General features: G+C 65.3%; 8 protein-coding genes. 6 read left to right on the forward strand and 2 right to left on the reverse strand.

Annotated features, from left to right (window positions below):
- The first annotated feature begins 297 nt into the window (after window positions 1-297).
- The 6 genes from KUV82_RS03295 to KUV82_RS03320 all read left to right on the forward strand — a co-directional run bounded on the left by KUV82_RS03295 (window position 298) and on the right by KUV82_RS03320 (window position 11,629).
- Window positions 298-3,051, forward strand: coding sequence for a TonB-dependent receptor (locus KUV82_RS03295; protein ID WP_219955477.1), 2,754 nt, complete (start codon window positions 298-300; stop codon window positions 3,049-3,051).
- Between the two features lie 179 nt (window positions 3,052-3,230).
- Window positions 3,231-4,679 (forward strand): tryptophan halogenase family protein, encoded by a 1,449-nt coding sequence (locus KUV82_RS03300; RefSeq protein WP_219956193.1) that lies wholly within the window; start codon window positions 3,231-3,233, stop codon window positions 4,677-4,679.
- Window positions 4,676-6,496, forward strand: coding sequence for an alpha-amylase family glycosyl hydrolase (locus KUV82_RS03305; RefSeq protein WP_219955478.1), 1,821 nt, complete (start codon window positions 4,676-4,678; stop codon window positions 6,494-6,496). The genes KUV82_RS03300 and KUV82_RS03305 overlap by 4 nt, the downstream gene beginning before the upstream one ends.
- A complete protein-coding gene (locus KUV82_RS03310) occupies window positions 6,493-8,118 on the forward strand; it encodes an alpha-amylase family glycosyl hydrolase (protein WP_219955479.1) in 1,626 nt (541 codons plus the stop codon). Before KUV82_RS03305 ends, KUV82_RS03310 begins: the two co-directional genes overlap by 4 nt.
- Window positions 8,115-10,142, forward strand: coding sequence for a glycoside hydrolase family 97 protein (locus KUV82_RS03315; protein ID WP_219955480.1), 2,028 nt, complete (start codon window positions 8,115-8,117; stop codon window positions 10,140-10,142). Before KUV82_RS03310 ends, KUV82_RS03315 begins: the two co-directional genes overlap by 4 nt.
- The gene (locus tag KUV82_RS03320) at window positions 10,139-11,629 is read left to right on the forward strand and encodes a tryptophan halogenase family protein (RefSeq protein WP_219955481.1); all 1,491 of its coding nucleotides are present in this window, start codon (window positions 10,139-10,141) and stop codon (window positions 11,627-11,629) included. Before KUV82_RS03315 ends, KUV82_RS03320 begins: the two co-directional genes overlap by 4 nt.
- Here the strand turns inward: KUV82_RS03320 and moaA are convergent.
- A complete protein-coding gene (gene moaA / locus KUV82_RS03325) occupies window positions 11,626-12,603 on the reverse strand; it encodes a GTP 3',8-cyclase MoaA (protein ID WP_258319829.1) in 978 nt (325 codons plus the stop codon). The genes KUV82_RS03320 and moaA overlap by 4 nt on opposite strands.
- A complete protein-coding gene (locus KUV82_RS03330; RefSeq protein ID WP_219955482.1) occupies window positions 12,600-14,465 on the reverse strand; it encodes a beta-galactosidase in 1,866 nt (621 codons plus the stop codon). Before KUV82_RS03330 ends, moaA begins: the two co-directional genes overlap by 4 nt.
- Between the last annotated feature and the right edge of the window lie 60 nt (window positions 14,466-14,525).

Here is a 14,525-nt window from a genome sequence, read left to right on the forward strand (position 1 = left end):
ACCGGAAATACCCTTCCGGACACTCTCTCGAATGCGAGCATAGGAACGCGGGGGCTGGCAGGCAACGCCAAGCGCCTGATGCGGCGCGAAAACAGCGGATTTCGGGCGGCTATTGTAAAATTGCACCGCACCCCCTTTCGCCGCAATCACATACGTATGCTGTCTATCCCAACTTGCCGATCGGCACCTATGCGTCGCGGCGAACAGGCGGCGTGCATCTATGCCGCACCTGTCGGGATTAGGACTGCGGCCCAAGTAACCAGCAAGGTATCGGGCCCTCTCGGGGAGTGGTTTGAAATGGCAATTCGCAAGACTTTTGGTGCAACCGTCAGCCTCTCGGCCTTTGCCGTGTCGCTGGCAGCGCTGTCGGCTCCGGCCTATGCGCAGGAGACTGAGGCGGAAGCACCCGCCGAAGCGGAGGAAGGCGATGTCATCATCGTTTCCGGTTTCCGCGAGTCGCTCGCGACCTCGGTCAACACCAAGCGCAACAGCGACCTCATCCTGGAATCGGTCACGGCCGAAGACATCGGCAAGCTGCCCGACGATTCGATCGGCGAATCGATTGCGCGCCTGCCGGGTGTCACCTCGCAGCGCCTCAACGGCCGAGCCAACGTGATCGCCATCCGCGGTCTCGGCCCGGACTTCTCGCAGACGCTGCTGAACGGCCGCGAGCAGACCTCGACCGGCGACAACCGCGCCGTGGAATTCGACCAGTATCCCTCCGAAGTCGTGAACCGGGTGAACGTCTACAAGTCGCCTTCGGCCAACCTTGTGGGCCAGGGCCTTGTCGGCACGATCGACGTGCGCACGATCCGTCCGCTGGAAGCCGGTGAGCGCGTGCTCGCTGTCGGCGCCAAGGGCTCCTACGCCGATCTCGGCGCGCTGAACGCCGGCTCGAAGGAATTCGGCTACCGTGTGAACGCGACCTATGTCGACCAGTTCGCCGACGACACCGTAGGCCTGGCGCTGGCCGCCGCCTATACCGACGAACCCTACCAGCTGCAGGAATTCAACGCCTGGGGCTACGCCGGCAGCGGCCAGGCAGGCAGCCCCTTCGTGATCGGCGGCAACAAGAGCTTCGTCACCTCGACCCAGCTCAAGCGCTTCGGCATCAACGGCACGCTGCAGTACGAAGTGTCGCCCAATTTCATGCTGACGGTCGACGGTTTCTACTCGAACTTCGACGATGACCAGTCCAAGCGCGGCATCGAGCTGCCGCTCGGCTTCGGCGCCTTCGGCACCACCTTCGATCCGAGCACCGCGACCGTGGTCGACGGTCCGTTCGGCGGCTTTGCCGAAGCCGGCACGTTCGAAAACGTGGAAGGCGTTGTGCGCAACGACGTGTTCCAGCGCCAGGCCGATCTCTACTCGGGCGGCATCAATCTCGAATACGAGGGCGACGATGGCTGGAGCGCGTTCCTCGACTTCGGCTACTCGCGCACCGACCGCGAAGAGCTGAGCATCGAAAGCTATTCGGGCACGGGCTACAACGCCGGCGTCGGCGCGACCGATACGATCCGCTTCATGTCGAACACCCAGGGCACGAGCTTCATGCCGACCCTCGACTACAGCGATCCGAGCCTGATCGTCCTCACCGACCCGCTGGGTTGGGGCGGCAGCCGCGTCCAGGCCGGTTACTACAACAACCGCATCATCAAGGACGAGCTGCTCCAGTACCGCCTGGGCATCGCCAAGGAGCTCGAAGGCTTCTTCTCGAAGGTCCACTTCGGCCTCAACTACACCGACCGTTCGAAGAGCCTGACGCCCGACGAATTCTTCGTCTCGCCGGCCAATGGCGCGACCGAAGTCGCGATCCCAAGCGGTGCGCTGCTGCGTTCGACCGACCTCGGCTACCTCGGCCTCGGCCCGATCGTCAGCTACGACGTTCGCGAGCTGATTGCCGGTGGCACGCTGGTGCTTGATCCGAACACCTCGAACGACATCCCGGCCAAGGCCTACGGCATCACCGAAGACCTTATGACCGCCTACCTCCAGTTCGACATCGAGCAGGAGCTGGGTGCGGGCGTGCTGACGGGTAACTTCGGCGTCCAGGCCATTCACACCGAGCAGAACTCCACTGGTGTGGCCTTTGCCGACATCGACGGCGACGGTTCGCCGGACCGGGTCGACCTGTCGCTGGGCGACAACTTCTGGGACGTCCTGCCGAGCGCCAACCTCTCGCTGCGTCTCGACAGCGGCTGGGTCTTCCGCCTTGCGGCTAGCCGCCAGATCCAGCGCCCGCAGCTCGACGACCTGCGCGTCGCAATCAGCTACGGCATCAACAACAATGTTGCCGACAGCCCGACCGGCCTCGCGCCGTTCATCAGCGGCGGCGGCGGCAACCCGCTGCTGCGCCCGTACCGGGCCAACGCGGTCGACTTCAACATCGAGAAATACTTCGCCGGCGGTGCAGGCGTGGTCTCGCTCCAGCTCTTCTACAAGGACCTGGTGAGCTACATCGACGGCTCGCGTGTCGTCTTCGACTACGCTCCGTTCCCGGTCCCGGCCGGCCAGACGCCCGCCACCACGATCGGTTTCCTCGACTCCGAAGTGAACACGGGCGGAGGCGACTTCTACGGCGCCGAGCTTTCGGCAACGGTGCCCTTCGATGTCATCACCTCGGCCCTGACCGGCTTCGGTGTGACCGGCGGCGTGGGCTACACCAAGACCAAGGTCGAGGACGCCAACGGCAACCCCGACCAGATCCCGGGCTATTCGGAATGGGTCGCCAACGGCACGCTGTACTATGACCTCAACGGCTTCAGCGCCCGTGGCAGCGTTCGCTACCGTTCGGAATTCCTGGCTGACTTCACCGGCTTCGGTGGTTCGCCGACGCGGCGACTGGCACGCGGCGAAACCATCGTCGACGCGCAGATCGGCTACGAATTCCAGCCGGGCAGCGCGCTCGAAGGCCTGTCGATCTACATCCAGGGCCAGAACCTGACCAACGCGCCCTTTGTGTCGCAGTTCAATGTGCCCGAACCGCGCGCCGTGATCGACTACCAGGAATACGGTCGCCGTTTCCTGGCCGGCGCGACCTTCAAGTTCTAACGGCTCCTCCCGGAAGGGCGGCTGCGGGCCTCGTGCTCACACCGCCCTTCCACTCCGGAGGTCCGGTGGGCTAGCGACATCGAACCGGTTAGGCCGGGAGCGATAAGGGAGCTCGACCGATCGTGAACGACAACCGCACCCAAAGGATCGTGATCGCCGGTGGCGGGACCGCCGGCTGGATGGCCGCGGCGCTGCTCGCCCGCTTCCTCCCTCGCGGGTTTGCGGTGGAGCTGGTGGAGAGCGAAGCCATCGGCACTGTGGGTGTGGGCGAGGCCACGATCCCGCAGATCCGCCATTTCAACCAGGCGCTCGGCATCGATGAAGCCGAATTCCTGCGCGAAACCAAGGGCAGCTACAAACTCGGGATCGCCTTCGACGGCTGGAGGCAGCCGGGTCACAGCTACATGCACGCCTTTGGGGAAGTGGGCCGCCCGGCAGGGCTGCTCGCGTTCCACCACCACTGGCTGCGCGGGCGCAAGCTTGGGATCGCCAAGGACCCGGCGCATTATTCGCTCAACGAACTGGCCGCGCGCAACATGCGCATGCCGGGCGAGGGCGGGCCAGAGATTGCCTACGCCTACCATTTCGACGCTACGCTTTATGCCGCCTACCTGCGCCGCTACAGCGAGGCGCGCGGCGTGGTACGCACCGAAGGCCGCATAGAGGATGTCGAACTATCGGGCGAAACCGGTGAGATTGCCGCCCTTTCGCTCGATGGGGACCGCCGGATCGAAGGCGATTTCTTCATCGACTGCACCGGTTTCCGCGCCCTCCTGATCGAAGGTGCGCTTGGCGCCGGGTTCGAGAACTGGTCGCACCTTCTGCCCTGCGACCGGGCGGTAGCGGTGGCCTGCGCCAGCGGCGGCGATTTCACCCCCTACACCCGCTCGATCGCGCGCGAGGCAGGCTGGCAGTGGCGCATTCCGCTCCAGCACCGCATCGGAAACGGTTACGTCTTCAGCTCGCAGTTCACGAGTGAGGACGAGGCAGCCCGCACGCTCCTCGAGAATCTCGACGGCGCGCCAGATGGCGAGCCGCGGCTTCTCAAATTCACCACCGGCAAGCGCCGCCGCCAATGGGTCGGCAATTGCCTTGCACTGGGCCTTGCCGCCGGCTTCATGGAACCGCTGGAATCGACCAGCATCCATCTCGTCCAGAGCGCGCTGTCGCGTTTCATCCAGCTCCTTCCTTCCGGCCGTCCGGGTCCAGCGGCCATCGACCACTTCAACGCCCAAGCGGATTTCGAGTGGAGCCGCATTCGCGACTTCCTCGTGCTCCACTATTGGGCCAACGGGCGCGAGGGCGAGCCGTTCTGGGACGCCATGCGCGCGCTCGAACTGCCCGAAAGCTTGCAGTCCAAGCTCTCCCAGTGGCGTGAGAGTGGGCACATCCACCGCGAGCATGAGGAGCTGTTCACGCAAGTGGGCTGGTTCCAGGTGCTGGCCGGACAGGGCGTAGAGGCCAAAGGCTACAACCCGCTCGCCGACGCCATGTCCGAAAAGGAACTGGCCGAGCTGCTGACCTCGACCGAGGCATCCTTCAAGAAATCGGCGGCCGCGATGCCGCATCACGCAGACACGCTGGGCAGGCTTCTCGCTCGTGCCGGCACCAAGGAGACCGCCGCATGATCCGCTTCGCCCTGCCCCTCCTCGCGCTTGGCCTGGCTTCGACCAGCCCCGCCGCGGCGCAGGACACGACGAGCTTCCGCGACCGCGCGCCGAGCGAAGAGATAGTCTATTTCGTCCTCCCCGACCGCTTCGAGAACGGCGACACGGGCAACGACACCGGCGATTTCGAGGGCGACCGCCTGACCACGGGCTTCGACCCTGAGCACAAGGGCTTCTTCCACGGCGGTGACCTCAAGGGCCTGACGCAGCGCCTCGACTATCTCGAACGGCTCGGCGTCACGGCAATCTGGTTTGCGCCGATCTTCCAGAACAAGCCGGTCCAGGGACCTGAGGGCGATGAGAGCGCGGGCTACCACGGCTATTGGGTCACCGACTTCACCCGTCCCGATGGCCATTTCGGAACGCGCGAGGAGTTCAAGACCTTCGTCGAGGCGGCGCACGCGCGCGGGATGAAGGTCTATATGGACATCATCACCAATCACACCGCCGACGTGATCCGCTACCGTGAGGGCGATGCGACGGGTTACGCCTATCGCAGCCGCGGCGACTTTCCCTATTCGCGCAAGGGCGGGATCGACGGCGCGCCGATCAACGAAGGCTTCATGGGCGATGCGGATCGCAGCGAGGAGAATTTCGCCAAGCTGACCGACCCGTCCTACGCCTATACGCCTATGGTCCCGGCCGAAGAAGCCAAGGTGAAGGTCCCCGCCTGGCTCAACGATCCGATCTACTACCACAACCGCGGCGACACGACCTTTACCGGCGAGAGCAGCCGTTACGGCGATTTCGTCGGGCTCGACGATCTCTTCACCGCGCACCCGCGCGTGGTCGAAGGGATGATCGAGATCTACGCCAGCTGGATCCGCGATTTCGGCATTGACGGTTTCCGCGTCGATACCGCGCGGCACGTGAACCCGGAATTCTGGCAGGCCTTCGTGCCCGCCATGCTTGAGACGGCCGAAGAAGCGGGCATTCCGAACTTCCACATCTTCGGCGAGGTTTACAAGGACAGCTCGAACAACGGCTACATCGCGCAGTACACACGGCGTGACGGTTTCCCGGCGGTCCTCGATTTCGCCTTTGCGCAAGGCATTCGCGAGACGGTGGCCCAGGGCAAGGGGACCTATATCCTCAACGAACTGTTCGACGGCGATGTGCTCTACGAAGGCGGCGAGGAAGCCGCGCTCGCCATGCCGACCTTCCTCGGCAATCACGACATGGGGCGTTTCTCGACCATCGTGAAATGGGATCGGCCCGAGGTGGGCCAGGACGAGCTGCTGGCCCGTGTGAAGCTCGCGCACGCCATGCTGCTCACGCTGCGCGGAAGCCCCGTGGTCTATTACGGCGACGAGCAGGGCTTTGTCGGCGACGGCAATGACCAGGCTGCACGCGAGGACATGTTCCCTTCGCGAACCGCCAGCTACAACGACAACAACCTCATCGGTACGGATGCCACCACCGCGACCAGCAATTTCGACGAGACCCATCCGCTCTTCGCCTTGATCTCCGAACTGTCGGCGGTCCGCAGGGCGCATCCGGCGCTGTCGAAAGGTCGCCAGGAGGTCCGCCACTACGAACAGGAGGCCGGTATTTTTGCCGTAAGCCGTTTCGATCCCGACACCGGGGGCGAGTACCTCGCCGTCTTCAACACGGCAGATGCGCCCAATGCGGCCAACATCCTTGTCGGCTATAATGCGCGCGGCTTCGAAACACTCGCCGGGACCTGCCCCGCAGCTGTCTCCGCCCCGGGCAGCGCGCCCGTTTCGCTTCCCGCATTCGGCTGGGCCGTCTGCCGCGTTTCGGAGACGGCAGAATGAACCGCGCGGACAGTTTTGAGAACGTTCTCAACAAGGCCGGGGCGCTGCCCTGGTGGAAGGGCGCAGCGATCTACCAGATCTATCCGCGCAGCTTCCAGGATTCGAACGGCGACGGGATCGGCGATCTGCCGGGCATCACTCAGCGCCTGCCGCATGTCGCCAGCCTCGGCGTCGATGCGATCTGGATCTCGCCCTTCTTCAAGTCGCCGATGAAGGACTACGGCTACGACGTCTCGGATTATTGCGACGTCGATCCGATTTTCGGAACGCTGGCCGATTTCGACGCGCTGGTCGAGCGCGCGCACGAGCTCGGCCTCAAGGTCCTCATCGACCAGGTCTATTCGCACACCTCGGACGAGCATCCCTGGTTTGCGGAAAGTCGCTCGGACAGAACCAATCCGAAGAACGATTGGTATGTCTGGGCCGACGCCAAGCCCGACGGGTCGCCTCCGTCGAACTGGCAATCCGTGTTCGGGGGTCCCGCGTGGACGTGGGACGCCCGGCGCGGCCAGTATTACCTGCACAACTTCCTGAGCTCGCAGCCGCAGATCAACATGCACAACCGCGAGGTGCAGGACGCGGTATTGGGGGTAATGCGCTTCTGGCTCGATCGGGGCGTGGACGGGTTCCGCATCGATGCGCTCAACTTCGCGATGCACGACCCCGATCTGCGCGACAATCCACCTGCGCCCGCGACCGACAAGCCGCGCACTCGGCCCTTCGATTTCCAGCTCAAGAAGCACAACATGTCGCACCCCGACATCCCGGCCTTCATCGAGCGGATCCGCGCGCTGACCGAGGAATATGACGGCATTTTCACCGTCGCCGAAGTCGGCGGGGACGAAGCCGAGGCCGAGATGAAGGCGTTCACGCAAGGCGAGACGCACCTCAATTCCGCCTACGGCTTCAATTTCCTCTACGCCGAGAAGCTGACACCCGGCGCCATTTGCGCGGCGCTTGCCGAATGGCCCGATGAAGAGGGTGTCGGCTGGCCGAGCTGGGCTTTCGAGAATCACGATGCGCCGCGCGCGGTCAGCCGCTGGTTTGCCGCCGGCCACCGCGACGCTGCGGCGCGCATGAAGACGACGCTGCTCGCCTGCCTGCGCGGCAACATCATCCTTTATTATGGCGAGGAATTGGGCCTCACCCAGGTCGATATTCCCTTCGACCAGCTCCAGGATCCCGAAGCGATCGCCAACTGGCCGCTCACGCTGAGCCGCGATGGCGCGCGCACGCCGATGCCGTGGGCCGCAAGCGAAGCGCACGGCGGCTTTACGAAGGGCGAACCCTGGTTGCCGGTGGGCGAAGAGAACGCGGCCCGCTCGGTCGAGGCGCAGGAAGCGGACGACACCTCGCTGCTGCATCACACCCGCGCCATGCTGGACCTGCGCCGCGCCAACCGCGCGCTCCATCACGGCGCCGTCACCCGCTGCGAAAGCGTGGACGGGCTTTTCGTGATCGAGCGGGATGGCGAAGGCCAGCGGGTCCGCTGCCTCTTCAACCTGGGTACCACGCCCGTAGCCCCGCCTACCGATCTGACGGACGGAACGGTCCTCGCGTCCACCAATGCGGCCGATCCGGCAAACCTTCCTCCCTTTGGCGCACTGGTGATCGAACTATGAACCTGAAGCCCCTCTTCGCAGTTTTCGCGCTTGTTTTCGCTGGTCCCGCCCTTGCGGAAGAGGTGGTCACCTCGCCCGACGGCACGATCAGCGTGACAGTCGACGTCAACGGCGAGGGGCGGCCCTTCTACCGGATCGACAAGCGCGGCGAGGCGATCTTCACCGAAAGCCGTCTCGGCTTCCTGCTCACCGACCAGGACAAGCTGGAACGGCGCCTGACGCTAACCGGGGCCACGCGCGCCGCCCGCGATGAAACATGGGAGCAGCCCTGGGGCGAACAGCGCTTCGTGCGCGACCACCACGAGGAGCTGACGGTCCGTTTCGAGGAAGACAGCGACGAGAAGCGCCGCTTCGGTGTCACCTTCCGCGTGTTCGATGACGCGGTCGCCTTCCGCTATGTCTTTGACGATGCGAGCATGGGTGAAACCTTGCGCGTTGCCGAGGAGCTCACCGAGTTCAACCTCGCCCAGAACGGCACCGCCTGGTGGATCCCGGGCGGTGAGTGGAACCGCTACGAGTATCTCTACGAAGAGACCGCAATCGACGCGGTCTCGCTGGCCCACACGCCGCTGACCTTCCGCATGGAAAACGGCACGCATGTCGCGATCCACGAGGCCGCGCTGGTCGATTTCGCCGGCATGTGGGTGAAGCGCACCACGGGCACGAATTTCCGCGCTACGCTGGCGCCCACCGGCACCTCTGCCGCGCGCGCCGTGCGCGGCCTGCCCTTTGCCACGCCCTGGCGCACGATCCGCGTGTCGGATGATGCCGCGGGGCTGGCCGAGAGCCTGGTCGAGCTGAACCTCAACGAGCCGAACAAGCTCGGAGATGTTTCGTGGTTCACACCGCACAAATACGTGGGTGTGTGGTGGTCGCTGCACCTCGACGAGGAAAGCTGGGGCTCGGGCCCGAAGCACGGCGCGACGACCGAAAACGTGAAGCGGTACATCGATTTCGCTGCCGAACACGGCTTCGAAGGCGTGCTGGTCGAAGGCTGGAACATCGGCTGGGACGGCAACTGGTTTTTCAACGGCAAGCTGTTCAGCTTTACCGAAAGCTATCCTGACTACGATTTCGAGGAACTGGCTCGCTACGCCGCCGAAAAGGGCGTTCCGATTGTCGGCCATCACGAAACGAGCGGCGATGTCGGCAATTACGAAAGCCAGCTTGCTGCCGGGCTCGACCTGATGGCGGCGCGCGGGGTGAAGACGATCAAGTCGGGCTACGTCACCGACGCGTGCAACCTGCGCTATGTCCATCCCGACGGGCGTGAAACGCGCGAGTGCACCGAAAGCCAGGTGATGCAGCGCCACCACCTCAAGGTCGTTACCGAAGCAGCCAAGCGCCGCATAGCGATGAACCCGCACGAGCCGGTCAAGGACACCGGGCTTCGCCGCACCTATCCCAACTGGGTCAGCCGTGAAGGCGCGCGCGGGATGGAATTCAGCGCCTGGGGCGTGCCGCCTAACGGGCCGGACCATGTTCCGACCATGGTCTTCACCCGCATGCTGTCGGGCCCGATGGACTATACGCCGGGCATCCTCAGCCTCGAAGGGCGGGGGCAGCCATTGCAGATGACCATGGCTCGCGCGCTGGCCGAATATGTGCTGATCTATTCGCCGATCCAGATGGTCGCCGACCTGCCCGAGCATTACGCCGAGCAACCGGAAGCCTTCCAGTTCATCAAGGATGTGCCTGCCGACTGGTCGGAGAGCCGCATTCTCGAGGCCGAAGTGGGCGATTATGTCGTCACCGCGCGCAAGGATCGCAACTCGAATGAGTGGTTCCTTGGCGGCGGCACCGATGCCGATCCGCGCGAGGTGTCGCTGGCGCTCGACTTCCTCGATTCCGGCACGGCCTACCGCGCGGAAATCTACCGCGATGCGGACACCTCGCATTTCGAAGGGCCGACGCGCTTCGATATCGTGATCGAGGAACGCGAAGTGACATCGGGCGATACCCTGGACCTGCGCATGGCGCCGGGTGGCGGCTTTGCGATCCGGCTGATACCCATCGGCGGGTGAGCGAACCCACTCCTCCCCGCGTCGTCATCCTCGGCGGCGGCAGCGCCGGCTGGATCACCGCCTGCCTGCTGCACCATCGCTGGGGCGCGCGAGGCGGCTCCGTCACGGTTGTCGAAAGCCCGGAGATCGGGATCATCGGGGTGGGCGAGGGTTCGACCCCGCAGCTGAAGGCCTTCTTCGACCACCTGGGTATCGACGAAGCCGAGTGGATGGCGGCGTGCGATGCGACCTACAAGCTCGGGATCCGCTTTTCCGGCTGGAGCGAGCGGGGCGGGCACGGAAGCTACTTTCACCCTTTCCCGGGTCCGGTCGACCTCCACACCGAACCGCGCTTCGTGCAGAATTGCGCGCTGCGGCGCCGCGGGGTGGATGTGCCGGCGCATCCGGATGACTGGTACCTCGCCGCGCTCCTCGCCGAGGGACGCCGCGCACCGCATCCGGCCGAGAACTTCCCCTTCGCGCCAAGCTACGGCTACCATTTCGACGCGCACAAGCTGGGCGGTTTCCTGCGCGAATGGGCGACGGCGCGAGGGGTGGTCCATAAGCCGCTCAAGGTCACCGATGTTGAGCTTTCAGGATCGGGCGATGTGGCCGCGCTGCGCTGCGAGAGCGGCGAGCGGATCGAGGGCGACATCTTTGTCGACTGCTCGGGCTTCCGCTCGGTGATTGCGCAACAGGCGCTCGGCGCGCGCTTCCTTCCGTTTGAGGAGAACCTGTTCAACGACCGCGCGGTCACGCTGCCGACGCCGCACCGCTATCCGATGAAACCGCAGACCGACGCCATTGCCATGCGGGCCGGCTGGCGCTGGTCGATCCCGCTGACCACGCGGGTCGGCAACGGCTATGTCTATTCTTCCAAGTACCTGTCCGATGAGGAGGCCGAGGCCGAGCTGCGCCAGGCGATCGGAATGGAAGGCGAAGGCGAGGCGCGTGTCCTGCGGATGAAGGTCGGCCGGGTCGAGGACAGCTGGACGCGCAATTGCCTGGCCGCCGGCCTGTCGCAGGGCTTCATCGAGCCGCTCGAGGCAACCGCGCTCCATATCGGGATCGTCACCGCGCTCGATTTTGCCGAGGCTTACGAGAAGGGCGGTTTCGGCCCCGTGCACCGCGACACGTTCAACCGCCGGATCGCGGCGAAATACGAGGGCATCCGCGACTATATTGTCGCGCATTATCGCCTCAACCAGCGCAGCGACACGCAGTACTGGCGCGACAACGCGGGCAATCACGCGCTGTCGGACAATCTCAAGGCGATGATGACCGCCTGGTTCACGCATGAGGATGTGAGCGCGGTCAACGCGGGCCAGCACGAGGGACCGCCCCCTTATCCGACCATGAGCTGGCACGCGCTGTTTGCTGGCTACGGGACCTTTCCCCCGCAGGCGAAGATGGTGCCGCTTCTTGCGGGCATGGCCGATGGCGACCGGGATGGGGCGCGGGCCATGCTCGAGGCCTGCGCGGCCAATTTCGGTCCCTGTTCGCCCTAGCCGCCGGTCACGCTCATATGGCGGACGACGGCCGGTTCGCTGCGCGCCACATCGAAATCGTGCCGCAGCGGCTTCCCGGCGAGCAACAGGTCGAGCGCTTCGTCGAGCGCCGCCTCGCCGCCTGCACGGATGATGTCGCGCAGTTCCACCTTCTGGTCGTGACCAAGGCAGCCGTAGACCGTGCCCGTCGCGGCGATGCGGATGCGGTTGCAGCCGGCGCAGAAATTGTGGCTGAGCGGCGTGATGAGGCCGAGCCGCGTGCCGGTTTCTTCCACGTCGTAATAGCGCGCCGGGCCAGAGGTGCGGTGGAGCGAGGGGACCAGCGAGAAGCGCTCTTCCATCCGCTCGCGCACTTCGGACAGAGGGAGGTGTTCGGCATGGCGATCGATCGCAACCTCGCCAAGCGGCATGCCCTCGATGAGCGCCAGGTCCATGCCGCGCTCGCCGCACCAGGCGAGGAGGTTGGGCAGCTCGTCATCGTTCACGCCGCGCATGGCGACCGCGTTGATACGGATGGCCAGGCCTGCGGCGCGGGCTGCACCGATCCCCTCGATCACGCGGTCGAATTCGTCGCGGCGGGTGAGGGCGGCAAACCGCTCGCGGTCGAGCGTGTCGAGGCTCACGTTGATCCGCCGCACTCCGCTTGCGTAAAGTGTCTGGGCCGTCTCCGGCAGGCGTGTGCCGTTGGTGGTGAGCGTGAGTTCGTCGAGGCCGCTTTCGAGCAGGCGCCCCAGGCGCTCGACAAGGTCGAGGATCCCCTTGCGTACCAGCGGTTCACCGCCGGTCAGGCGAATACGCCGCACGCCGCGCCCGACGAGGTGCCGGGCGAGGGCCTCGATTTCCTCGAAGGTGAGGAGGTCGCGGCGGGGCAGGAAGGTCATGTCCTCCGCCATGCAATAGGTGCAGCGCAGGTTGCAGCGGTCGGTCACCGACAAGCGGATGTAATCGATCTTGCGGCCATGACCGTCGATCACGAGGCGTCCTCCCAGCGCACAGACGCATCGGTATAGTCGAAGGTGAACAGCCGGTCACCCACGCGCCGCTGGCGGAGGCCTTCGGGCAGAGGCGCGCTTGGCAGGCCGGCATCGGCTGCGGCACGCGCGATGAGCGCATCGATGAAGGACCCTTCCGGCCAGCAGGCGGCGTAGCGGGTCTTGCCATGTTTCCAGCAGGCAACCCGGCCATCGCTGCCGGTCATATCGGGTTCGGCTTCGCCTTCGAGGTGGTCGAACCAGCCGGTTCCTTCCCATCCTTCGCCAGCAATCAAGAGGCCCGGCCGCCAGCTTTCGCTGAGCGTCACGGTCCCGCCGACCAGCTCGGCCAGCTTGCCGGGCGCAAGCGTATCCGGGATGGCGAAGTCCATCCCGCGCGACCCGCTGCGCGGCCCGATGACGAGCTGCCCGTCAAAGTTGTCGAGGCTTGCCGCGAGCGTGTCCGAAACGATCGGCTGGCACGGCACCACGACCAGCGCGTAGCCATCGAGCGAGGCTCCGGGCGAGACGATATCGACGTTGAGCCCCAGCTTGCGCAGCGCCGAATAGCTGCGGAAGGCCGCCCAGAGCGCCGACTTGCCTTCGCCTTGCGGCTGGATCTGCGTCATCCACTCCGCGGCATAGTCGAACACCAGCGCGGCTTGTTTCACCGTCTCGCCCGCAGCACCCAGGGATTCGAGGTCGCTGGCCGCCTCCTGCGCTTCGCCGAGGGCGGGTGCCGGTACCGCGTCGGGCCGCAGCAGGCCGGCGTGCATCTGCTCCTGCGCTTGCGGGAATTGCCGCCAGCGGAAGTAGCACAGCATCTCCGCGCCATGCGCATAGGCTTCCAGCGTCCACAGGCGCACCATGCCCGGCAGCGGTGCAGGATTGTGCCGCGCCCAGTTGACCGGGCCGGGCTGCTGTTCGAGCACCGACCAGCGCCCGCCTGTTGCGCAGCCGCGATAGAGGTCGTGGTGGAAGGCAGCGATATCGGGATGGCCCTGGTGCGCGTAGGCGCGCTTTTCCTCCTCGGAGAAGCGGAACATCTCGAGGAAGCCGAGCGGGTAGCTGTCCCACCCGAGTACATCGAGATCGGCCGCAAGATCGTAGTGATCGTAGCCGGTGTAGAAGCCCATCGCGTTATGGGTAATGTCGCGCCCGGGAGAGAGTTCGCGCAGGATATCGACCTGCGCCTTGTTGAACCGCACGACCTGGTCGGAAGAGAAGCGGCGGAAGGCAAGCCAATGGGCGGGGTTCGCTTCCGTCACGGTCAGATTGGGCAGCTCCACCTCGCCGAAAGAGCGGTACTCCATCGACCAGAACACATTGCCCCAGGCCGCATTCAGCGCCTCCACCGCGCCGTAGCGGTCCGCAAGCCACTGCCGGAACGCGTCGCGCGCGGCAGGCGAAAAGCTCTGCACCGTGTCGTGGCAGCCGTATTCGTTGTCGGTCTGCCAGCTCACCACGCCTGGGTGCTGGCCATAGCGTTCGGCGACGGCGCGGGTGATCCGCTCGGCCTCGGCGCGGTAGCCTTCGTGGCTGAAGCAATAGTGCCGCCGCGACCCGAACCCGCGCGGCCTGCCGCTGCGATCGAGCGCGACCATGTCCGGCATGCGGTCCACCAGCCATTTCGGCGGCGTGGCAGTGGGCGTTCCCATGATGATGCCAAGGCCGGCTTCGTGCAGCGTCTCAACCGCGCGGTCGAGCCAGTCCCATTCGAACCGGCCCGGTTCGGGCTCGATACGGCTCCAGGCAAATTCGCCGATGCGCACGCGCGCGAGGCCAGTTTCGACCATCTGGCGCGCGTCGATGGCCCAGCGTTCTTCGGGCCAGTGTTCGGGATAGTAGCAAACGCCCAGCTGCATCAGGAAAACTCCATGCGCTTGCGTCTAGAGCCGAATCTGCGATGGATGCCAGCGGAATTC

Origin of the sequence: Qipengyuania flava (genome assembly GCF_019448255.1) — a bacterium.
GTDB classification, from domain to species: Bacteria; Pseudomonadota; Alphaproteobacteria; order Sphingomonadales; family Sphingomonadaceae; genus Qipengyuania; species Qipengyuania flava_A.

Excerpts from the sequence above, each read along its gene's own strand:
- KUV82_RS03295 (WP_219955477.1), top strand. The coding sequence starts at position 298 with ATGGCAATTCGCAAGACTTTTGGTGCAACCGTCAGCCTCTCGGCCTTT.
- KUV82_RS03300 (WP_219956193.1), top strand. The coding sequence starts at position 3,231 with ATGGCCGCGGCGCTGCTCGCCCGCTTCCTCCCTCGCGGGTTTGCGGTG.
- KUV82_RS03305 (WP_219955478.1), top strand. The coding sequence starts at position 4,676 with ATGATCCGCTTCGCCCTGCCCCTCCTCGCGCTTGGCCTGGCTTCGACC.
- KUV82_RS03310 (WP_219955479.1), top strand. The coding sequence starts at position 6,493 with ATGAACCGCGCGGACAGTTTTGAGAACGTTCTCAACAAGGCCGGGGCG.
- KUV82_RS03315 (WP_219955480.1), top strand. The coding sequence starts at position 8,115 with ATGAACCTGAAGCCCCTCTTCGCAGTTTTCGCGCTTGTTTTCGCTGGT.
- KUV82_RS03330 (WP_219955482.1), bottom strand. The coding sequence starts at position 14,465 with ATGCAGCTGGGCGTTTGCTACTATCCCGAACACTGGCCCGAAGAACGC.